Raw genomic sequence first — 20,681 nt, 5'->3', positions numbered from 1 at the left:
GCATCAAGCCGAGGAATTACGACATCGACGTGACCGAGCGCGAGCCCGCTCCGTCTGAGGCGCGCGCGAGCCCACAGCGCAGCGATCAGCATATGAGACCAAGCCCACGGGGTCAATCCGAGGCAGGTCAGTACGCGATGACCTGGAGCCCTCGCTTGGGGATGATATTACCCCTCTGCGCCCGTGGGACGGAGATCCGCTCCGGGTCCCCGTCGGAGACGTACCGCTTGCCGGGATGCTTGTCCAGCCAATCCAGCCAGTACTGCGAGCACCATTTGCGGCACTCGCCCTTCTTGCCGTTGCTCTGGATCCGCTGGATCGCGCCCCGGTCGAATTTTTTCGCGTAGGGCGAAACCGAGGGCTCGGCCCCGGCGAGGAAGACGCCGGCGAAATCATAACGGTTCCCGTCCCATGATCCGGTCCTGGCGACCTTCTTGCCGTGCGGCATCGACCCGTACGGCAGCGCCATCGTGCGGGACGGCGGCGCGCCGAGCTTCTTCAGCAGCCGCTCGATCCTGCCGATCTGCTCGCGGACCTTGCGCTTGCGCAGGGCCCGGAGGTTGGGATGGCTCCAGGTGTGGTTGGCGACCTCGTAGCCGTGCTCGGTCAGCCAGCGCACGGCGGCCGCCTGCCCGGCCTCGTCGCGCAGCCCGAACGGCTCGTGGTTGACCCAGAACGTGGCGGTCGGCCGGAATGACGGGTAGCGGGCGGCCACCTCCTGGATGATCGCCACCGCGGTGCCGGGGGCCGGGTTGCCGCTCGCGTCCTGCGCGAAGTGGCTCGGGTGCCCGTCGTCGAAGGTCAGCACGACCGGGTAGTGCCCGGCGGGCACGTGGATGTCGCCGGCGGCGAACTCCGCGGCGGTGATCGGCACGTAGCCGGCGCGGGCCAGCCGTTCCAGCTCCTTCCTGAGCTGGCCGGGGGTGCGGTCGATGGAGGCGAGCCGCTTGCGCAGGATGCGGTGGTACATGAGGACCGGCACCATCCCCGCCTCGTTGGCGCGCACCTGCCGGGCGAACTCGGGCGTGGACACCACTCCGGGCGGCTGCCCGGGAGGGGTGGAAGGAACGTCGGCGGGGACCGCGGACGGCGGGCTCTGCTCGACCTTGCCGGCGGAGGCCGGACCGGCGTGGGGGAGGTCCTGCGCCGGCATGACACTGAGTCCGATGACCGCCACGGTGACCACGACGACGTTCGCGATGCCGATGATCTTCGTGGAGGACGCTGGTAACCGCACAGAACTCCCGTGCCGCTCGGGGAAGCCGACACTCCACCCTAGTCCAGATCTGTACGGAAACCGGGGACCCCGGGCGACATGCCCCCTCCGGGCCCCCGGCAGGCAACACGCCATCCTCCGGGTCCCCGGCAGGCGAGGTGCCGCCAGGGGCCCCTGCAGGCGACGTGCCGCGAAGGCCCTCGGCGGGGTCAGTGGCCGGCGTCCTCCCAGGTGCGGCCGACGCCCACCGAGACCTCCAGCGGCACCCGCAGGTGGTAGGCGGCGTTCATCTGGTCGCACACGAGCTGCCTGAGCGCCTCCAGCTCGCCCGGCGCCACCTCGAACACCAGCTCGTCGTGCACCTGCAGCAGCATCCGCGAGGCCAGCCCCTCCTCGCGGATGGCCTGGTGCACGTGGAGCATGGCGACCTTGATGATGTCGGCCGCCGAGCCCTGGATCGGGGCGTTGAGCGCCATCCGCTCGGCCATCTCGCGCCGCTGCCGGTTGTCGCTGGTGAGGTCGGGCAGGTAGCGGCGGCGGCCCATGATCGTCTCGGTGTAGCCGTCGGCGCGGGCCTGCGCCACGATGGCGTGCAGGAAGTCGCGCACGCCGCCGAACTCCTGGAAGTATTCCTCCTTCAGCGCCCGCGCCTCGGCGACCGGGATGTTGAGCTGCCCGGACAGCCCGAAGTCGGACAGTCCGTAGGCCAGGCCGTAGTTCATGGCCTTGATGCGCGCCCGCAGCTCGCCGTCGATCTGCTCGGGCGGCAGGTCGAACACCCGGGCCGCGGTGGCCTTGTGGAAGTCGTGGCCGGACTCGAACGCGGCGATCAGCGACTCGTCGCCCGACAGGTGGGCCATGATGCGCAGCTCGATCTGGCTGTAGTCGGCCGTGAGCAGCGTCTCGTAGCCCTCGCCGACGGTGAAGCCCTGCCGGATGCGGCGGCCCTCGGCGGTGCGGATCGGGATGTTCTGGAGGTTGGGCTTCTCGGAGGAGAGCCGGCCGGTCGCGGCGATGATCTGGTTGAACGTCGTGTGGATGCGCCCGTCGTCGGCGATCTCCTTGATCAGCCCCTCGACCGTGGTGCGCAGCTTCTGCTGGTCGCGGTGGCGCAGCATGATCGTCGGCAGCTCGTGCTCGGTCTGCGTGGCGAGCCAGGCGAGCTGGTCGGCGTCGGTGCTGTAGCCGGTCTTGATCTTCTTCGTCTTGGGCAGGTTGAGGCGGGTGAAGAGGATCTCCTGGAGCTGCTTGGGCGAGCCGAGGTTGAACTGCTCGCCCACGGAGCGGTGCGCCTCCTCCACGGCGTGCTTGACGGCCGCGCCGAACTCGGCCTCCAGCCCCGTGAAGTAGGTGCTGTCGACCGCGATGCCCGCGCGCTCCATCTCGGCCAGCACGGTGAGCAGCGGCAGCTCGACGTCGTCGAGGAGCTGGGTGCCGCCGCGCCCGGTCAGGAAGCGCTCCAGCGCCTCGGCGAGCTCGCGCACGACGTGGGCGCGCAGCGCGAGGTCCTTGGCGGGGGCGTCCTCGTCGTCGCCGAACAGCGCGGCCTGCCCGCTGGACTCCTCCTCGGCCCGCAGGTCGCGGTTGAGGTAGCGGCGGGCGAGGTCCTCGAGCGCGAAGGTGCGCTGGCCGGGCATCGCGAGGTAGGCGGCCAGCGCGGTGTCGCAGCTCAGGCCGCGCAGGTCCATGCCCTGCGCCCACAGGGCCAGCATCGGCCCCTTGGCGTCGTGGACGGCCTTGGGCCGCCCCTCGTCGGCCAGCCAGGCCCGCAGGGCCGCCTCGTCGGCCTCGGTGAGCTTGACCAGGTCGATGTGGGCGGCGGTGCCGTCGGGCGAGGCGACGGCGAGGGCGTCGATGCGGCCGGTGCCGCTGCCGTAGACGCCCTTGACGGCGAGCCCGGCCCGGCCCTCCGGCATGGCGGCCAGCCAGCCGGCCACCCGGTCGGGGCCGAGGATCACGGTCTCGACCTCGAAGCCCTGGTCGGGCTCCTGCTCGCCGGTGCCGAGCACCTTGAACACCCGCTCGCGCAGCTCGCCGCGGATCTGCAGGGTGTCGAACAGCTTGTTGACCTCCTCGCGCTCCCACGCGCCCTGCCTGAGCTCGCCGAGCTCGGCCTCGACCGGCACGTCGCGCAGCAGCTCGGTGAGCCTGCGGTTCATCAGCACCTGGGCGACGTGGTCGCGCAGCTTGTCGCCGACCTTGCCCTTGACCTCGTCGACCCGGTCGACGAGCGCGGTCAGCGTGCCGAACTCGCGCACCCACTTGGCGGCGGTCTTCTCGCCCACGCCGGGGATGCTGAGGAGGTTGTCGCTGGGGTCGCCGCGCAGCGCCGCGAAGTCGGGATACTGGACCGGGGTGAGGCCGTATTTCTCCTCGACGGCCTCGGGCGTGAACCGGGTCATGTCGCTGATGCCGCGCCGGGTCATCAGGACGGTGACGTGCTCGTTGACGAGTTGCAGCGCGTCGCGGTCGCCGGTGACGATGAGGACGTTCATCCCCTGCCCGGCCGCGCGGGTGGCGAGCGTGGCGATGATGTCGTCGGCCTCGAAGCCCGCCTTGGACAGGCGCGGGATGCGCAGGGTGTCGAGCAGCTCGAAGATGAGCTGCATCTGGCCGCGGAAGTCCTCCGGCGTCTCGCTCCTGTTGGCCTTGTAGTCGGCGTATTCCTCGTGCCGGAACGTGGGCTCGGACCGGTCGAAGGCCACGGCGACGTGCGTCGGCCGCTCGTCGCGCAGGACGTTGGTCAGCATCGAGGTGAACCCGTAGACCGCCTCGGTGTGCTGACCGTCGGAGGTCATGAGGTTGGCGTCCTTGAGCGCGTAGAAGGCGCGATAAGCCAGGGAATGCCCGTCAAGCAGCAGCAGGCACGGACGGCTGGGGGTCACTTCACTCTTCGGCACGTACGCAGCCTAGTCTGCCCCTGCGACAGAAAACCTGAGCTCGGAAGAGTGGAGACGTCACCTTGACGCAGACAAACCCGCTTGATCTCCCGGTGCTGAACGGCATGCACGACGGCACGCTGGCGAGCCGCATGGGCATCGAGTTCCTGGAGGCGGGCCCGGACCGGGTGGTGGGCCGGATGCCGGTGGAGGGCAACACGCAGCCGTACGGGCTGCTGCACGGCGGCGCCTCCGCGGTGCTGGCCGAGACCCTCGGCTCCGTGGCGGCGGCGATCCACGCCGGCCCGGAGCGCGTCGCCGTGGGCGTCGAGATCAACGCCACGCACCACCGTTCCGCCCGCTCGGGGCATGTCACGGGGGTGGCGACGCGGCTGCACGCGGGGCGGACGCTGGCGACGTACGACATCGAGATCAGCGACGAGGAGGGCCGGCGGGTGTGCACTTCCCGCCTCACCTGCATGCTGCGCGACCGCTGAGGCTTTTGCCGGATTTTTGCCCAGCGGCCACTTCGCCCGATTCTTTGCGCTTCGCCCCCACGGGTCGCTACGGTGGTCCGAACGCGAGCCCGCGGGGAGGCCCGGTAGATAACGTGCACGGCCTGCGATGCCCTGCACGGCCCCAAAGGCCGCTCCGCGGGCTCGTCCATACCTACCGCGATTTCGTTATCCATTCGTTTCGTCCGGCCGCCAGGTGTCTTCCTCTATTTAGCCCCTGACCTGCCAACTTGATTCCTCACATGAGTGACACCGTGTTGTCACTAATTGGTGACGAACGATACTGAAACGGGCGTCACGGCAATAGGCTCCCGCCATTGCATCCCAGTTGTGCCTGCGATGCGCGTGTCGAGATGGAGGGGCACCCCACCCCGCCTTGACCTACTTGAGGGAGCACCATTGCGCAGAGCCGTGATCGCGTTCACGGCCTTCCTGGGTGGACTCGTCTTCCTGCTGGCAGGACCCGCCCACGCGGGTCCCGCCGACTGCCAGGGGCTGAAGGGGACACTCAAACTCCAAGGCCAGCCAGTGAACGGCGCCAAAATCTCGGTGACCACCGAGGACGGACAACCCGTCCAGGACGTCACCTCGAACGCTCAAGGCATCTGGGACGTTCAAGTCGACAAACCGGGCAAGTACAAGGTCACCCTGGACCCCGGCTCGCTTCCTCAGGACTCCCAGGTCCGCGGCGGCAACAACGTCCGCACGCCGACCGTCTACGAGGGCAACTGCTCCACCGTGCTGTTCGCCCTGGAGGCCAAGGGCGCCGCCGCCGGACCCGAGCAGGGCACCGCCGGGGAGAGCTCCTTCTGGGCCCAGGCCGCGCAGCTCTCGTTCGAGGGCCTCAACCTCGGCCTCATCATCGCCCTGGGCGCGCTCGGCCTCTCCCTCATCTACGGGACGACCGGCCTGACCAACTTCGCCCACGGTGAGCTCGTCACGTTGGGCGCGGTCCTCGCGTACATGTTCAACGTCGGGTTCAGCATCCAGCTCATCCCCGCGGCGGTCCTCGCCGTGGTGCTGGCGGGGGCCCTGGGCTACGGACAGGACCGCTTCTTCTGGGGGCAGCTCCGCAAACGCGGCACCGGCACCATCGCCATGATGATCATCTCGATCGGCGTCGCGATCCTGCTGCGCAACCTCATCCAGTTCTTCTTCGGGGCGCAGACCGAGAGCTACACGGACTACAACACCCAGGCCGGCCTCCAGATCGGCCCGATCAGCGCCGCTCCGAAGAACCTGTGGGCCATGGGCATCGAGCTCGCGGTGCTCGTCGTCGTGGGCCTCGCCCTGATGAAGACCCGCACCGGCAAGGCCGCCCGCGCCGTGTCCGACAACCCGGCGCTCGCCGCCTCCTCCGGCATCAACGTCGACCGCGTCATCCGCATCATCTGGGCCGGTGGCGGCGCCATCGCCGCGCTGGCCGGCGTCATGCTCGGCCTGTCGCAGTCGCTGAAGTTCACCATGGGCCAGGACATCCTGCTGCTCATCTTCGCCGGCGTCACGCTCGGCGGGCTCGGCACCGCCTTCGGCGCGCTGGTCGGCTCGCTCGTGGTCGGTGTGTTCATCCAGGTGTCCACGCTGTGGGTGCCGCCGGAGCTGAAGTCCGTCGGCGCGCTGGTGGTGCTCATCGTCGTGCTTCTCTTCCGGCCGCAGGGCATCCTCGGCCGACGCGAGCGGATCGGGTGACGGGGTAACAGATGGACTGGCTCACGATTTTCACCACCACCGTCCACGCCGCCATCGGCTGGGAGACCGTGGTCTACGGCCTGGCCGCGATCGGCGTCAACATCCACTTCGGTTACACGGGCCTGCTCAACTTCGGTCAGGCGGCGTTCATGGCCGTGGCCGGCTACGGCCTGGCCGTCACCGTCACCGTGCTCAACCTGCCGTTCTGGGTCGGCATCATCGTCGGCCTCGCGGCCGCGGTGCTCCTGGCGCTCCTCATGGGCATCCCGACGCTGCAGCTGCGCGCCGACTACCTGGCGATCGTCACCATCGCCGCGGCCGAGATCATCCGGCTGGTCTTCAGGTCGGTGCAGTTCAAGGAGGTCTTCGGCGGCTCGGACGGCCGGCGCGGCTTCAACGGCGACTTCTACGCCATGAACCCCTACCCGGAGGGCCGCTACGGCATCGGCCCGATCGTCTTCGACGAGCGCACGCTGTGGCTGCTGACGGTTGGCTGGATCGTCCTGATGCTCGCCTGCGGGCTGGTCTACCTGCTCATGAAGAGCCCGTGGGGCCGCGTGCTCAAGGCCATCCGCGAGGACGAGGACGCCGTGCGCGCGCTCGGCAAGAACGTCTTCGCGTACAAGATGCAGTCGCTGGTGCTCGGCGGCGTCATCGGCTGCTTCGGCGGCTTCTTCTACGGCCTCTACAACGGCGCCGTGCAGCCCGACGTCTTCGGCACCGAGATGACGTTCTTCGCCTACACGATCGTCATCCTCGGCGGCGCCGCCCGCGTCTTCGGCCCGGTCGTCGGCGCGATGATCTTCTGGGTGCTGTTCGTCTTCATCGGCAACCTGCTCGCCGAGCTGGTGGCCAACGGCTACATCCCGTTCATGACCAGCATCCAGGTGGGCCCGATCCGCTACGCCCTGGTCGGCCTGGGCTTCATCCTGTTGCTGGTCGTCCGGCCGCAGGGCATCTTCGGTGACAAGAGGGAGATCGCCATCGATGCGCGATGACACGATGGATGAGACGACTGACGAGTCGAGGGACGAGTCGAAGGACGAGGCCGTGACCGGCGCCCGCAAGGCCGCCGCCCTGGAGGCGTTCAAGGACATGGCCCGCGAGCCGGGCGTGCCCAAGCCGGACCCCATCCTCGTCGTGGACAAGGTCGTGCGCCGCTTCGGCGGCCTCACCGCGGTCGACGTCGAGCACGTGGAGGTCCAGCGCGGCTCCATCACGGCGCTGATCGGCCCCAACGGCGCGGGCAAGACCACCTTCTTCAACCAGCTCACCGGGTTCGACACCGCCGACTCCGGCACCTGGACGTTCAACGGCCGCCCGATGAGCGGCGTGCCCGCGCACAAGGTGGCCCGCGCCGGCATGGTGCGCACCTTCCAGCTCACCAAGGCGCTCTCCCGCCTGACGGTCATGGAGAACATGCGCCTCGGCGCCCAGCAGCAGAAGGGCGAGAGCTTCTGGCGGGCCCTCGTGCCCGGGTTCTGGCGCTCCCAGGAGGAGGAGATCACCCAGCGGGCCGAGGAGCTGCTGGTCCGCTTCAAGCTCGACGCCAAGCGCGAGGACTTCGCCGGCTCGCTCTCCGGCGGCCAGCGCAAGCTGCTGGAGATGGCGAGGGCGCTCATGGTGGGCCCCGAGCTGGTCATGCTGGACGAGCCCATGGCGGGCGTGAACCCGGCGCTGACGCAGTCGCTGCTCGGCCACGTCAAGGACCTGCGCGAGCAGGGCATGACGGTGCTGTTCGTCGAGCACGACATGGACATGGTCCGCGACATCAGCGACTGGGTGATCGTCATGGCCCAGGGCGCGGTGATCGCCGAGGGGCCGCCCTCGACGATCATGTCGGACGAGCGCGTGATCGACGCCTACCTCGGCGCGCACCACGACGCCCCGCTGTCCGACAGCGAGCTTCAGGCCCAGCTCCATGAGGCCGAGGCGGAGCTGGAGGCCGAGATCGAAGAGGAGACGCAGAAGTGAACGCCGTCCCGGAACCGGCCGAGTCCAAGGCGGCGATCACCGACCGCTCCGCGCACCTGGAGGGGGCCGAGACCGCCCTCCTGCGCTGCGACGAGCTGATCGCCGGCTACCTGCCGGGTGTCAACATCCTCAACGGCTCCGACCTCTACGTGGCGGAGGGCGAGCTCATCGGCATCATCGGCCCCAACGGCGCCGGCAAGTCGACGCTGCTCAAGGCCATGTTCGGGCTGGTCAACATCCGCAGCGGCACGGTGCTGCTGAAGGGCGAGGACATCACGAACATGAAGGCGCACGCGCTGGTCTCGCGCGGCGTCGGCTACGTCCCGCAGACCAACAACGTCTTCCCCAGCCTCACCATCGAGGAGAACCTGGAGATGGGCGCCTTCCAGGTGCCGGGGAAGTTCAAGGAGCGCTTCGAGTTCGTGGCCGAGCTGTTCCCCGCGCTGAAGGAGCGGCGCAAGCAGCGCGCGGGCTCGCTGTCCGGCGGTGAGCGGCAGATGGTGGCGATGGCGCGGGCGCTGATGACCGAGCCGTCGGTGCTGCTGCTGGACGAGCCGTCGGCCGGCCTGTCGCCCAAGCTGCAGGACCTGGTCTTCATCCAGGCCCAGCAGATCAACAAGGCCGGCGTCACCGTCATCATGGTCGAGCAGAACGCCCGGCGCTGCCTGCAGATCTGCCACCGCGGCTACGTCCTGGACCAGGGCCGCAACGCCTACACCGGCACCGGCAGGGAGCTCGCGAACGACCCGAAGGTGATCCAGCTGTACCTCGGCACGCTCGCCAAGGCGTAATCCGGCCCGAACGGCTGGGGGGCTCCCACGGAGCCCCCCAGCCGTTCTTTAATGTGCGCTGTGAAACGCTTAGCGACAGTCGCGCTCATGCTTCCCGTCCTGCTGATGGGCTGCCAGGACGACGCCTCCTCCGCACCGAAATACAGCACCGGCGGCGACCCCGCCGACAGCCCCTGCGCCCGCGTGGTCTCCGCCATCGGGTACGCGAACCTGCTGCTGGAGCCGAAGGGCCAGGAGGACAGGCAGAGGTTCGAGGACGCCGTGATCGGCCGCCTGGCCGAGGCCCGCGGCATCACCCTGCAGTTCGGCCCCCGGCTGCCCGCCTCGGTCAAGGGCGACGTGGCCGCCCTGGAGTCGGCCACCACGGGGCTCGCCAGGAACGACGTGCCCAGGGAGCGCCAGGTGGCCCTGCTGAGGGACTACCGGGCGGCGGCCGACCGGATCGTCGCCGGCTGCCGGTGAGGCCGTGAGGAGCGGCTCCAGGGACGCGGAAGGGCCCGGCCGTGGCGGCCGGGCCCTTCGTCTCAGCGCTGGTGATCAGCCGGCGATGTTGCCGGTGCGGTACTCGATCGCCTTGCTGCCGTACTTGTTGTCGTCGCCGTACTCGTAGATGCCGATCGTGGCGACGGCCGGGTCACCGGCGTCGTTGAACTCGACCGGGCCGCTGACGCCGTCGTAGTCGATGTCCTTGCCGGCCTTCAGCAGGTCGACGCACTCCTTGAAGTTCTTGCACTTCTCGCCGCCCTTGCTGACCTCGCCGAGCTTGGCGGCGATGTCCGCGCCCGCGTCGCTCTTGGCGGCCTCGGCGGCCAGCGCGATCAGGTTCGCCGCGTCGTAGGACTCGGGGGCGTAGCTGAAGTCCTCGAGCTCCTTGTCGACCTCGAGCAGCTTCTTCTGGAACTCCTCGGGAGCGGCCGCGCCGGGGATGGTGCCCTTGACGCCCGTGAGGGTGCCCTTGGGCATCTTCAGGTAGTTGGTGTTCGAGGTGTTGCCGTCAACCATGTACCACTTGTGCTTGCTGGACGGCAGGCCCTGCTTGACGAGCTCCTGGATGACCTTGGAGGTCTCCTCGAAGCCGATCAGGACGATGGCCTTGGGGCTCTTGGCCTTGATCTTGGTGACCTCGGCCGAGAAGTCGGCGGCCTTCGGGTCGTAGTCCACGCGCTCGACCACTTCGGCGCCGCCGTCGGTGACGGTCTTCTGGACCTGGTCGGCCAGGCCCGTGCCGTAGGAGTCCTGCATGGCGAAGATGGCGACCGTGTCGCTGCCGTCGGCCACGATCAGGTCACCGAGCACGCGGCCCTGGAGCTTGTCCGGGGGCGCGGTGCGGAAGTACAGGCCCTGGTCGGCGAGCGTGGTGAACTTGTCGGAGGTGTTGGCGGGCGAGAAGTGCACCACGCCGGCACCCGTGATCTTGTCGACGACCGACTCCGACACCGAGGAGGAGGCGGCGCCGATGATGGCGTCGGCCTTCTGCGCCAGGAGCTTGTCCACCGACTGCGAGGCGATGTTGGTCGTCGTGTCGCCCGAGTCGGTGTCGATCTTGGCGACCGGCTTGCCGAGCACGCCACCGGCCTCGTTGATCTCCTTGATGGCGAGATCGACGCCCGCGAACTCGGGCGGGCCGAGGAAGGCGAGGTTTCCGGTCTGAGGCAGCAGGGTCCCGATCGTCAGCGTGCCGTCGCCCTTCGTCGCGGCGGCGGCCGTCGACGAGGCGGGAGCGGCCGAAGACGGCGAGGTCTCCGAGGCGGTGTCGCCGCCGCCACCGCCGCAGGCTGTCAGGGTCAGGCTGGTGGCAGCCAGGACAGCCAGCGCCCGCCCCACGGGAGCAATGCGGATCATGAAGTGTCTCCTTCATTTCCAGGCCGGGATTCGTCAGCAGGCCGAGCGTTCCCGATCGAATGCAGGAAACGTACAAAACCGCTGCGTGCCGGAACTAGATGCGCTGGACAACTGTCGGCACTTGGATGCGGAGTCGTAATCAGTCCTCAACTTACGGAGCTGGTCAGTCGTGCTTATGGTGCGGCAGGTGAAGCGCATTACGCTGCCCCTCGTCCTGACGGCCCTCCTCGCCGGCTGCGGTTCCCCCGCGCAACCCGACACCAGCCCGCCCCCCGGGGTGTCGGTGTCGCTGGCGCAGTGGCGGTCCGACGAGCCGGTGCACCGGTTACAGATCGCGGTCCGCAACACCACGGACACGCCCGTCCATTTCGCCGACGTGCAGCTCGTCACCGAATCGTTCAGGACCCTCGCGCCGGCCAGGGCCGGCACCACGCTCGGCCGTACCGAACGGACCGACCTGCCCGCCCCGTACGGCGCCGCCAACTGCCCGGCCCAGGGACTCCCCGAGGTGCGGCCGGCGACCGTCGTGGCGCGGCTCAGCACCGGCGGCGGCCCGCTGCGCAAGGTCGTCTTCCCGGTGCCGCACCCCGACCCGCTGCTGGCCAGGCTGCTGCGCGACGAGTGCGCGGAGTTCCTGATCAAACAGGTGGCCGACCTCGCCTTCGGCCCGGAGTGGACCGAGTCGGACGGGACCATGCGCGGCAGCATCGTGGTTACGCGGCGCGGCGCGGGCAAGGTGACGCTGACCGACATGGGCGGCACGACCCACTACATCGTCACGCCGGAGCACCGGCCCCTGGGGACGCTGGAGCCGGGCGCGTCGCGGCTGGAGGTGCGGGTGGCCCTCTCGCCCGGCCGGTGCGACCCGCACGCCTTCGCCGAGGCCAAGAAGGCGTTCCTGTTCCCCGTGCGGGCCTCGCTCGACGGTGACGAGGCCCGCGTGATCATCGTGGTGCCGCCCGAGCCGCTGCAGGAGCGCCTCACGAGCTGGGCCCGGGAGACGTGCGGCCTGGGCGGCGGCTCCTAGCCGTCAGCCGGCGATGTTGCCGGTGCGGTACTCCTCGGCCTTGCCCGGGTACTTGTTGTCGTCGCCGTACTGGTAGACGCCGATGGTGGCCACGGCGGGGTCGCCGTTGTCGTCGAACTCGACCGGGCCGCTCAGTCCGTCGTAGTCGATGTCCTTGCCGGCCTTCAGCAGGTCGGCGCACTCCTTGAAGCTCTTGCACTTCTCGCCGCCCTTGCTGACCTCGGCCAGCTTGGCGGCGACGGAGGCGCCGCTGTCGTCCTTGGCCGCCTCGGCGGCCAGGGCGATGAGGACGGCGGCGTCGTACGACTCCGCGGCGTAGGTGTAGTCCTCCAGCTCCTTGTCGACCGTGAGGAGCCGCTCCCGGAAGGCGTCCGGGGCCTCGGCGCCGGGGATGGTGCCCTTGACGCCCTTGAGGGTGCCCTTGGGCATCTTCAGGTAGTTGGTGTTCGACATGTTGCCGTCCACCATGTACCACTTCACCTTGTCCGCCGACAGGCCCTGCTTGACGAGCTCCTGGATGACCTTGGAGGTCTCCTCGAAGCCGATCAGCACGACGGCCTTGGGGTTCTTGGCCTTGATCTTGGTGACGTCGGCAGAGAAGTCGGCGGCCTTCGGGTCGTAGTCCACCCGCTCGACGACCGTCGCGCCGCCCTCCTCGGCGGTCTTCGCGATCTGGTCGGCGAGGCCCGAGCCGTAGGAGTCCTGCATGGCGAGGATGCCCACGGTGTCGTTGCCGTCGGCCACGACGAGGTCGCCGAGCACGCGGCCCTGGAGCTTGTCCGGGGGCGCGGTGCGGAAGTACAGGCCGTTGTCGTTGATCGTGCTGAACTTGTCGGAGGTGTTGGCGGGCGAGAACTGCACCACGCCGGCGCCGGTGATCTTGTCGATGATCGACTCCGACACCGAGGAGGAGGCCGCGCCGATGATGGCGTCGGCCTTCTGGCCCAGCAGCTTGTCCACCGACTGCGAGGCGATGTTCGTGGTGGTGTCGCCGGAGTCGGTGTGGATCACCTTCACCGGCTTGCCGAGCACGCCACCGGCCTCGTTGATCTCCTTGGCGGCCAGGTCCACCGCGGCGAACTCGGGCGGGCCGAGGAAGGCGAGGGAACCGGTCTGCGGCAGCACGGTGCCGAGCGTCAGCGTGCCGTCGCCCTGGGCGGCGGCCGGCGCCGAGGACGCCGGGGCGGCCGAGGACGCGGTCTGCTGCGGCGCGGCGGTGTCGCCGCCGCCACAGGCCGTCAGGGCCAGGCTCGCCGCGGCGGCGACGGCCAGGACGCGGCCCGCTGGAGCGATGCGGATCATGTGAAAGGTACTCCCCTATATGCGTCGGCGGGGATGCTCCCCCGTTGACGTTTTCCAAGCTCAGCATGCCTGGATTGAGAGGTTCGCGCCGTTTTCACACGACTTTTATGCAAAGTTGTGATGTCCGAAACACGCGCGTAACGGACACAGGGGCGGAGCCGTCCGCCCGGCCCTCCTCCTGGATCAGCGCTTCTCGGCGTCGTCGATGACGATCTGGGCGACCTCGCGCATGCTCAGCCGCCGGTCCATGGACGCCTTCTGGATCCACCGGAACGCCTGCGGCTCGGTCCAGCCGTGCTGCGCCATGAGCTGGCCCTTGGCCCGCTCCACCAGCTTCCTGGTCTCCAGGCGCTCGGACAGGCTGGAGACCTCGGCACTCAGCGCCACCATCTCCTCGTGCCGGCTGACCGCCATCTCGATGGCCGGCACCAGGTCCGCCTTGGTGAAGGGCTTGACGAGGTAGGCCATCGCGCCCGCGTCGCGAGCCCGTTCGACCAGGTCGCGCTGGGAGAAGGCGGTCAGGATCAGGCACGGCGCGATGCGCTCGGAGACGATGCGCTCGGCCGCGGAGATGCCGTCGAGCACCGGCATCTTGACGTCGAGGATCACCAGGTCGGGTTTCAGCTCGGCGGCCAACCGGATCGCCTGCTCGCCGTCGCCGGCCTCGCCCACGACGACGTAGCCGTCCTCCTGGAGCATCTCCTTGAGGTCGAGGCGGATCAGGGCCTCGTCTTCCGCGATCACTACTCGCCGCTGCGTACTCACGAGCAGAAGAGTACCGACGTCCGGTAGATTAGATCCACGCTGGCACCCCTGCTGCTGATCAACTTGTGGCGGTAGGATGTACCGTCGATCCGGGCAAGTCCGGATATTTCGGCCGGAATGATGGAATGGCAGACATGGACGCCTCAAAAGCGTCTGCTCGAAAGGGCGTGCGGGTTCGAATCCCGCTTCCGGCACCCTCACCGGTCCCAGCCCCTCACCCGGGCCCTCTCCGCACCACCCTCGCACCGCGTCCGGCGCTGATTCGCGGCGGCGCGCGGCGGGAATAGCCGTTGCACGATCGATCAGCACGGGGGTGGGCGCAATGTCGTTGAGCGTGGCGGCGCGGGAGGAGTTCCTGGCGGAGGCGCACATCGCGAGCCTGGCCGTCGAGGCGGGCGAGGGCCGGGCGCCGCTGACGGTGCCCGTCTGGTACGACTACGTCCCCGGCGGAGACGTCCGCTTCCTGACCGACGGCGAGTCGGTCAAGGCCAAGCTCATCGCCAAGGCGGGCCGCTTCTCCCTCCTGGTGCAGCGCGGCAGCCCCACCTACCGCTACGTGTCCGTCGAGGGCCCGCTCGTGCTGTCCGCCCCGTCCACGCTGGAGGACCTGACCCGCATCTCGGCCCGCTACCTGCCGCCCGACGCCGTGACGGGCTACGTGCACGGCTCCGACCTGCACGCCCTGGTGACGTTCCGGATGCGGCCTGAGCGCTGGCTCTCGGCCGACCTGGGGGCGCTCGCCTGAGCCGGTTCCGCCCCGCGACCTCCTCAACCGGTATTTTTGGCCCCGTGACTGCTATCGATCCCACCTCGACCGGCGCCCACGGCGTCGGCCTCGCGACCATCGCCGCCGACGGCACCGTCCTCGACACCTGGTTCCCCTCCCCCGCGCTGGGCGAGGCGCCTCTCCCGGGCACCGAGCGGCTGTCCGACGACGAGGCCGGCGAACTGGCCTCGCTGACGGGGCCCGACCCGGCGCGCGGCGTGGAGGTGGTGGCGGTGCGCACCGGCATCGCCAAGCTCTCCGAGGCCCCGGTCGACGCCCACGACGTCTACCTGCGCCTGCACCTGCTGTCCGCCCGCCTGATCCGGCCGCACGGGGCCAACCTCGACGGCGTCTTCGGCCTGCTGGCCAACGTCGTGTGGACCAACCACGGCCCGTGCCCGGTGCCGGACTTCGAGCGGACCAGGCTGCGGCTGCGCGCCCGCGGCCCGGTCACGGTGTACGGGGTGGACAAGTTCCCGCGCATGGTCGACTACGTGCTGCCGTCAGGGGTGCGCGTCGCCGACGCCGACCGCGTCCGCCTCGGCGCCCATCTGGCGAGCGGCACCACGGTCATGCACGAGGGCTTCGTCAACTACAACGCCGGCACCCTCGGCTCGTCGATGGTCGAGGGCCGGATCTCGGCCGGTGTCGTCGTCGGCGACGGCTCCGACGTCGGCGGCGGCGCCTCGATCATGGGCACGCTGTCGGGCGGCGGCAAGCACGTCATCTCCGTCGGTGAGCGCTGCCTGCTGGGCGCGAACGCCGGCATCGGCATCTCGCTCGGCGACGACTGCGTGGTGGAGGCCGGGCTCTACGTCACGGCGGGCACCAAGGTCGCCCTCCCGGACGGGAAGGTCGTCAAGGCGGCCGAGCTGTCGGGCGCCGACGGCATCCTGCTGCGCCGCAACTCGCGGACGGGAGCCGTCGAGGCGGTGCCGCGCACCGGCACCGGCATCGAGCTCAACGCCGCCCTGCACGCCAACTGAGCGCCTCTCCGGTGGCCCGGCTCCCGCCACGGGGCGGGGCCGGGGGTGGCGCCGTGGCGGTCAGTTGGCGTGCGAGACGGCCGAGCCGATGGTGTGGACGCGCAGGGCGTTGGTGGAGCCGGGGGTGCCGGGAGGCGACCCGGCCACGATGACCACCTTGTCGCCCTTCTCCAGCCGCCCCAGCGACAGCAGCGACGCCTCGACCTGCCGCACCATGTCGTCGGTGTGGTGCACGAACGGCACCTGGAAGGTCTCCACCCCCCAGGTCAGCGAGAGCTGGCCGCGCACGTGCGGCGCCGAGGTGAAGGCGAGCAGCGGGATCGGCGAGCGGTAGCGGGCCAGCCGCCGCGCCGTCTCGCCGGACATGGTGAACGCCACCAGCGCCTTGGCGCCCACGATCGCGCCGACCTCGGCCGCGGCCCGCGCGATCGCGCCGCCCGTGGTCTCGGGCATGCGCTCCAGCGTGTGGGTGGCCTGCAGGGACGACTTCTCGGCGGCGCAGGCGATGCGGTCCATCGTGGAGACGGACTCGATCGGGTAGTTGCCGACCGAGGTCTCGCCGGACAGCATGACCGCGTCGGCGCCGTCCATGACGGCGTAGGCGACGTCGGAGGCCTCGGCCCGGGTGGGACGGGGCGCGTTCATCATGGAGTCGAGCATCTGCGTGGCGACGATGACCGGGCGGGCCTTCTCGCGGCACAGCTCGATGATGCGCCGCTGCACGATCGGCACCTGCTCCAGCGGCAGCTCCACGCCGAGGTCGCCGCGCGCGACCATGATGCCGTCGAACGCCTCGACGATCTCGGGCAGCCGGTCGACGGCCTGCGGCTTCTCGATCTTGGCGAGCAGCGGCAGGCGCACGGCCTCCTGCTCCATGATGTTGCGCACCACGTCGGCGTCGGACGGGCGGCGCACGAACGACAGCGCGATCATGTCGAAACCGGTGCGCAGCGCCCAGCGCAGGTCGGATTCGTCCTTGTCGGTGAGCGCGGGGGCGCTGACGTTGATGCCGGGCAGGTTGAGGCCCTTGTTGTCGGAGATCATGCCGCCGATGACGACGCGGGTGACCACGCGGTCGCCGTCGACCCTGGTCGCCTCCAGCACGAGCCGGCCGTCGTCGACGAGGATCGTGTCGCCCGGCCGCACGTCCTTCGGCAGCCCCTTGTAGGTCGTGGAGACCTGCTCGCGGTCGCCGGGGACGTCCTCGGTGGTGATCGCGAAGACGTCGCCGAAGCCCAGCCGGACCGGGCCCTCCTCGAACGTGCCGACGCGGATCTTGGGCCCCTGCAGGTCGGCGAGCACGCCTACGCCGCGGCCGAGATCGGCCGCCACCCGCCTCACCCGGTCGTAGACCTCCCGGTGCAGATCGTGGTTGCCGTGGCTGAGGTTGAACCGGGCCACGTCCATCCCCGCGGCGATGAGCTCACGGAGCCGCTCCTCGGAGGAAGTGGCCGGACCTAGGGTGCAGACGATTTTCGCGCGACGAGTCACGAGTCCTACCTTAATTGGTACAGACCACTTGGCAGTCCCCGACGACGGAGAACGTAGCAGCCCGCGAAGGGGACCAGCACGTGAACGACGCCTTCAATGTAGTGGCCGGCGCCGCCCGGAGGCGGCAGCCCGCGCTCCCCCGCGCGGCGGATCACGGCTCGAAGGTGACGGCCTTCCAGGCGTCCACCAGGCCGTGGCCGTAGAAGCCGTTGTCGGCCTCGTCGCCCTCGCAGACGTGCGTCTTGGTCTGGCCGTAGGTCTGGTAGACGTACTGGCGGGGCGTCGGGCAGGGCTTGGGGTCGGCGCTCGCGTAGAGCAGCTTCTCGACGGTGGCCGGGTCGAGCGTCAGGCCGCCGCCCGGGGCGGGCTTGCCGAAGCGGCTGACGAGCAGGGCGGCGACGCCGGTCGCGTGCGGGGCGGCCATCGAGGTGCCGTCGAGATACTGGTAGTAGGAGCAGGCGCCGCGGGTGCAGTCGCGTACGACGTCGGCGCCCTTGGGGGTGCCGTCGGCGGCGATGCGGCCGGCGGCGCGCATCGCGCGCTCGGGGGCGGCGGCCAGGATGGAGCGGGTGGCCTTGGCGCCCTTGCCGTCCAGGGTGTCGCCGCCCGGCGCGGACACGTCGGTCTGCTCGACGCCGTAGTCGCTGTAGACGGCCTTGCGCCCGGACGGGCCGAGCGCGGAGACGGAGATGACGCCGTCGGACTCGGCGGGCACGTTGAGGCAGGTGTTGTCGACCTTGCGGGCCTTCGCGCTGCCCTCCGGGTAGCCGGGGCTCGCGTCGTCCACGGTGGGACGTCCGAGGTCGGTGGAGCCGTTGCCGAGCGCCGAGACGATCGTGACGCCCTTCTTGCGGGCGTAGTCGATGGCGCGCTGCATGCCGGTGACGATGGCCTGCTGCTCCAGCTGCTCCTTGCGGGAGTCGGCCGGGTTGCGGGCGCAGTTGTACAGCCAGGGGTCGACGTAGTAGCTGAGGTTGGCCACGTCCACGCCGATGTCGCCGGCGTAGGCGAGCGCGTCGAGGCTCGGCTTGAGGAAGAAGAAGCCGGAGTCCTGGCCGGCCCGTACGTTCACCAGCCGCACGCCCGGCGCGACCCCGGCGATGCCGATGCCGTTGACCGGGGAGGCGATGGTGCTGGCCACGTGGGTGCCGTGGCCGTCGTCGTCCTGGTCCACGGGGTCCTTGCAGCCGGCCGCCTCGCAGGGGCCGTCGAGGGTCTCGCCGTTCTCGTCCTTGGGCTTGTCGGTGACGAAGTTGCGGCTGAGCTCGCGGTCGAAGTTGGGGGCGATGTCGGGGTGCTTGCCGTCGATGCCGGTGTCGATGACGGCGACCAGCACCTCCTTGCTGCCGGGGTTCTTGGCGTTGGCGCGGTCGGCGCCGATCATGCGCATGTCCCACTGGCGGCCGGCGAGCGGCTCACCCGCCGCGCGCCCGCTCCTGAGCACGCCCGCGTCGGGGAACGAGCGGCCGGGCGCGGCGGTGGCGTGGCCGATGCTGCGGTCCTGGGAGACGCCGACGACGGCGGCGTCGCCGCCCACGGCCTCGGCGAAGCCGTCACGGCCGCCCTTGGCCAGGATGTAGCCGAGCCGGGTGTCCTCGCTCACCTTGGCGCCGCCGGCGCGCGTGACGGCGTCCAGGGCCTGGCCCTGCCGGCCGTCGGCGTAGAAGACCAGGTAGTCGGCCTGCGGGCCACTGGCCTGGGCGGCGGGGCTCGCGGAGCTCTGGGGGCGCTGCGGGGCCGGCGTGGCGGGGGCGCAGGCGGCGAGCCCGAGGAGGGCCAGCGCCGTCACCCCGGAGGCGACTCGCCGCATCGTTCCCCCCATCCGCCCGTCTTCAGGAAGAATTCGCATCTTCCCGACAGTCAACCGCCAATGCAACTAACTAGCCAAATTGGGGTTACATGCGGTGGAGCGGACCCCCGGAAGGAGCCCGCTCCACAGGCGGCGGAACCCGGCGGTCAGACCAGCGGGCGCGCGGTCGGCAGGATCGGGTACGGCAGCGCCGTCTCCCCCGTCAGGTAGCGGTCGACGCCGGAGGCCGCGGCGCGGCCCTCGGCGATCGCCCACACGATGAGCGACTGCCCGCGGCCCATGTCGCCGGCCACGAAGACGCCGTCCACCTTGGACATGTACGTCTTGTCGCGGGCGACGTTGCCCCGCCGGTCGAAGAAGTCGTCACCGCCGGCGACCTCGGCGAGGTCGGTCAGCAGCGCGCCCTTCTCCGGCCCGAGGAAGCCCATGGACAGCGTGACCAGCTCGGCCGGGATCTCCCGCTCGGTGCCGGGGATCGGCTTGAAGCCGGCCTGCGGCCCCTCCACCTCGACCAGGCGCAGCGCCCGCACGTTGCCGTCGGCGTCGCCGACGAACTCCGTGGTGGAGACCGCGTACACGCGCTCCCCGCCAAGGTCGGCGAGCTCCTCGTGGGCGCTCTCCATCTTGAACAGCATCGGGTAGGTGGGCCACGGCTGGCCGGCCGGCCGCTCCCGGGGCGGGACCGGCATGATCTCCAGCTGGGTGACCGACGCCGCGCCCTGCCGGATCGCGGTGCCGATGCAGTCGGCGCCGGTGTCGCCGCCGCCGATCACCACCACGTGCTTGCCCTCGGCCGAGACGGGCGGGACGGCGTAGTCGCCCTCCTGGACCTTGTTGGACAGCGGGAGGTATTCCATCGCCTGGTAGACGCCCTTGAGCTCGCGTCCGGGGACCGGCAGGTCACGCCACTGGGTGGCGCCGCCGGACAGCACCACGGCGTCGAAGCGCTCGCGCAGCTCGGCCGCGGTGATGTCCACGCCGACCTCGACGCCGGTGCGGAACTCGGTGCCCTCGGCCCGCATCTGCGCCAGGCGGCGCTCGATGTGGCGCTTCTCCATCTTGAACTCGGGGATGCCGTAGCGCAGCAGCCCGCCGACGCGGTCGGCGCGCTCGAACACCACCACGTCGTGCCCCGCCCGGGTGAGCTGCTGGGCGGCGGCGAGGCCCGCGGGCCCCGAGCCGACGACCGCGACCCGCTTGCCGGTCCGCGCCGCCGGGGGCTGCGGGGTGACCCAGCCCTCGGCGAACGCCCGGTCGATGATCTCGACCTCGACCCGCTTGATCGCCACCGGGTCGGCGTTGATGCCGAGCACGCACGCCGCCTCGCACGGAGCCGGGCAGAGCCTGCCGGTGAACTCGGGGAAGTTGTTGGTGGCGTGCAGCCGCTCGACCGCCTCCCGCCAGTCGGTGCGGTAGACGAGGTCGTTCCACTCGGGGATGAGGTTGCCGAGCGGGCAGCCGTTGTGGCAGAACGGGATGCCGCAGTCCATGCAGCGGGCCGCCTGCTTCGTCAGCTTCTCGGCGGAGAAGTCCTCGTAGACCTCGCGCCAGTCGCTGATGCGGACGTCCACGGGGCGGCGCGCCGGCAGCTCCCGGTCGTGCGTGAGGAAACCCTTCGGGTCAGCCAT

General features: G+C 70.2%; 17 protein-coding genes and 1 tRNA gene. 10 read left to right on the top strand and 8 right to left on the bottom strand.

Going from position 1 to position 20,681, the window contains the following annotated elements:
• Positions 1 to 127: 127 nt before the first annotated feature.
• Entirely contained in the window at positions 128 to 1,237 is a 1,110-nt protein-coding gene (locus tag Nocox_RS15850) for a polysaccharide deacetylase family protein (RefSeq protein ID WP_020543777.1), read from the bottom strand.
• A 188-nt stretch (positions 1,238 to 1,425) separates the two neighbouring features.
• The gene (gene polA, locus Nocox_RS15845; protein ID WP_033409339.1) at positions 1,426 to 4,116 is read right to left on the bottom strand and encodes a DNA polymerase I; all 2,691 of its coding nucleotides are present in this window, start codon (positions 4,114 to 4,116) and stop codon (positions 1,426 to 1,428) included.
• Between the two features lie 104 nt (positions 4,117 to 4,220).
• Here polA and Nocox_RS15840 point away from each other — a divergent pair, with 104 nt between their 5' ends.
• The 6 genes from Nocox_RS15840 to Nocox_RS15815 all read left to right on the top strand — a co-directional run bounded on the left by Nocox_RS15840 (position 4,221) and on the right by Nocox_RS15815 (position 9,526).
• Positions 4,221 to 4,592 (top strand): PaaI family thioesterase, encoded by a 372-nt coding sequence (locus tag Nocox_RS15840; protein WP_051112588.1) that lies wholly within the window; start codon positions 4,221 to 4,223, stop codon positions 4,590 to 4,592.
• Positions 4,593 to 5,009: 417 nt separating this feature from the next.
• Positions 5,010 to 6,299, top strand: coding sequence for a branched-chain amino acid ABC transporter permease (locus Nocox_RS15835; RefSeq protein WP_157383118.1), 1,290 nt, complete (start codon positions 5,010 to 5,012; stop codon positions 6,297 to 6,299).
• Between the two features lie 11 nt (positions 6,300 to 6,310).
• Positions 6,311 to 7,297: a branched-chain amino acid ABC transporter permease gene (locus Nocox_RS15830; RefSeq protein WP_020543781.1), complete on the top strand. Its 987-nt coding sequence runs from the start codon at positions 6,311 to 6,313 to the stop codon at positions 7,295 to 7,297.
• 97 nt (positions 7,298 to 7,394) lie between these two features.
• Entirely contained in the window at positions 7,395 to 8,273 is an 879-nt protein-coding gene (locus Nocox_RS15825; RefSeq protein WP_211212692.1) for an ABC transporter ATP-binding protein, read from the top strand.
• Positions 8,270 to 9,064 (top strand): ABC transporter ATP-binding protein, encoded by a 795-nt coding sequence (locus tag Nocox_RS15820; RefSeq protein ID WP_020543783.1) that lies wholly within the window; start codon positions 8,270 to 8,272, stop codon positions 9,062 to 9,064. The genes Nocox_RS15825 and Nocox_RS15820 overlap by 4 nt, the downstream gene beginning before the upstream one ends.
• 87 nt (positions 9,065 to 9,151) lie before the next feature.
• Positions 9,152 to 9,526, top strand: coding sequence for a hypothetical protein (locus Nocox_RS15815; protein WP_020543784.1), 375 nt, complete (start codon positions 9,152 to 9,154; stop codon positions 9,524 to 9,526).
• Between the two features lie 75 nt (positions 9,527 to 9,601).
• Here Nocox_RS15815 and Nocox_RS15810 read toward each other — a convergent pair whose 3' ends face one another.
• Entirely contained in the window at positions 9,602 to 10,906 is a 1,305-nt protein-coding gene (locus tag Nocox_RS15810; protein WP_026214442.1) for an ABC transporter substrate-binding protein, read from the bottom strand.
• A gap of 187 nt (positions 10,907 to 11,093) precedes the next feature.
• Between Nocox_RS15810 and Nocox_RS15805 the strand changes: the two genes are divergently transcribed.
• Positions 11,094 to 11,933 (top strand): putative periplasmic lipoprotein, encoded by an 840-nt coding sequence (locus Nocox_RS15805; RefSeq protein WP_157383120.1) that lies wholly within the window; start codon positions 11,094 to 11,096, stop codon positions 11,931 to 11,933.
• Positions 11,934 to 11,936: 3 nt separating this feature from the next.
• On the opposite strand, the gene Nocox_RS15800 is transcribed toward Nocox_RS15805, so the two are convergent.
• Positions 11,937 to 13,235 (bottom strand): ABC transporter substrate-binding protein, encoded by a 1,299-nt coding sequence (locus Nocox_RS15800; protein ID WP_020543787.1) that lies wholly within the window; start codon positions 13,233 to 13,235, stop codon positions 11,937 to 11,939.
• A gap of 183 nt (positions 13,236 to 13,418) precedes the next feature.
• The gene (locus tag Nocox_RS15795; protein ID WP_425517796.1) at positions 13,419 to 13,934 is read right to left on the bottom strand and encodes an ANTAR domain-containing response regulator; all 516 of its coding nucleotides are present in this window, start codon (positions 13,932 to 13,934) and stop codon (positions 13,419 to 13,421) included.
• Between the two features lie 177 nt (positions 13,935 to 14,111).
• Between Nocox_RS15795 and Nocox_RS15790 the strand changes: the two genes are divergently transcribed.
• The 3 genes from Nocox_RS15790 (at position 14,112) to dapD (ending at position 15,752) form a co-directional block, all read left to right on the top strand.
• A tRNA-Leu gene (locus tag Nocox_RS15790) sits at positions 14,112 to 14,194 on the top strand.
• 128 nt (positions 14,195 to 14,322) lie between these two features.
• Positions 14,323 to 14,745 carry a pyridoxamine 5'-phosphate oxidase family protein gene (locus Nocox_RS15785; RefSeq protein ID WP_020543789.1) on the top strand — a complete coding sequence of 141 codons (423 nt, stop codon included), beginning with the start codon at positions 14,323 to 14,325 and terminating at the stop codon, positions 14,743 to 14,745.
• Between the two features lie 44 nt (positions 14,746 to 14,789).
• Positions 14,790 to 15,752 carry a 2,3,4,5-tetrahydropyridine-2,6-dicarboxylate N-succinyltransferase gene (gene dapD, locus Nocox_RS15780; RefSeq protein ID WP_020543790.1) on the top strand — a complete coding sequence of 321 codons (963 nt, stop codon included), beginning with the start codon at positions 14,790 to 14,792 and terminating at the stop codon, positions 15,750 to 15,752.
• A gap of 60 nt (positions 15,753 to 15,812) precedes the next feature.
• On the opposite strand, the gene pyk is transcribed toward dapD, so the two are convergent.
• The 3 genes from pyk to Nocox_RS15765 all read right to left on the bottom strand — a co-directional run bounded on the left by pyk (position 15,813) and on the right by Nocox_RS15765 (position 20,681).
• Positions 15,813 to 17,243, bottom strand: a complete 1,431-nt coding sequence (gene pyk, locus Nocox_RS15775; RefSeq protein WP_026214443.1) for a pyruvate kinase — start codon at positions 17,241 to 17,243, stop codon at positions 15,813 to 15,815.
• A gap of 151 nt (positions 17,244 to 17,394) precedes the next feature.
• Positions 17,395 to 19,053: a S8 family peptidase gene (locus tag Nocox_RS15770; protein WP_084685700.1), complete on the bottom strand. Its 1,659-nt coding sequence runs from the start codon at positions 19,051 to 19,053 to the stop codon at positions 17,395 to 17,397.
• Positions 19,054 to 19,199: 146 nt separating this feature from the next.
• Positions 19,200 to 20,681, bottom strand: a complete 1,482-nt coding sequence (locus tag Nocox_RS15765; protein WP_020543793.1) for a glutamate synthase subunit beta — start codon at positions 20,679 to 20,681, stop codon at positions 19,200 to 19,202.

The organism is Nonomuraea coxensis DSM 45129 (genome assembly GCF_019397265.1).
Lineage (GTDB): Bacteria > Actinomycetota > Actinomycetes > Streptosporangiales > Streptosporangiaceae > Nonomuraea > Nonomuraea coxensis.
Note: the sequence above shows the minus strand (reverse complement) of the source record. Positions and strands in the feature narration are given on the sequence as shown.

Bases quoted from the DNA above. Each gene is read 5' to 3' on its own strand.
- Nocox_RS15840 (WP_051112588.1), top strand. From the start codon at position 4,221: ATGCACGACGGCACGCTGGCGAGCCGCATGGGCATCGAGTTCCTGGAG.
- Nocox_RS15830 (WP_020543781.1), top strand. From the start codon at position 6,311: ATGGACTGGCTCACGATTTTCACCACCACCGTCCACGCCGCCATCGGC.
- Nocox_RS15825 (WP_211212692.1), top strand. From the start codon at position 7,395: ATGGCCCGCGAGCCGGGCGTGCCCAAGCCGGACCCCATCCTCGTCGTG.
- Nocox_RS15815 (WP_020543784.1), top strand. From the start codon at position 9,152: ATGCTTCCCGTCCTGCTGATGGGCTGCCAGGACGACGCCTCCTCCGCA.
- Nocox_RS15810 (WP_026214442.1), bottom strand. From the start codon at position 10,906: ATGATCCGCATTGCTCCCGTGGGGCGGGCGCTGGCTGTCCTGGCTGCC.
- Nocox_RS15800 (WP_020543787.1), bottom strand. From the start codon at position 13,235: ATGATCCGCATCGCTCCAGCGGGCCGCGTCCTGGCCGTCGCCGCCGCG.
- Nocox_RS15795 (WP_425517796.1), bottom strand. From the start codon at position 13,934: ATGCTCCAGGAGGACGGCTACGTCGTCGTGGGCGAGGCCGGCGACGGC.
- Nocox_RS15785 (WP_020543789.1), top strand. From the start codon at position 14,323: ATGTCGTTGAGCGTGGCGGCGCGGGAGGAGTTCCTGGCGGAGGCGCAC.
- Nocox_RS15770 (WP_084685700.1), bottom strand. From the start codon at position 19,053: ATGCGGCGAGTCGCCTCCGGGGTGACGGCGCTGGCCCTCCTCGGGCTC.
- Nocox_RS15765 (WP_020543793.1), bottom strand. From the start codon at position 20,681: ATGGCTGACCCGAAGGGTTTCCTCACGCACGACCGGGAGCTGCCGGCG.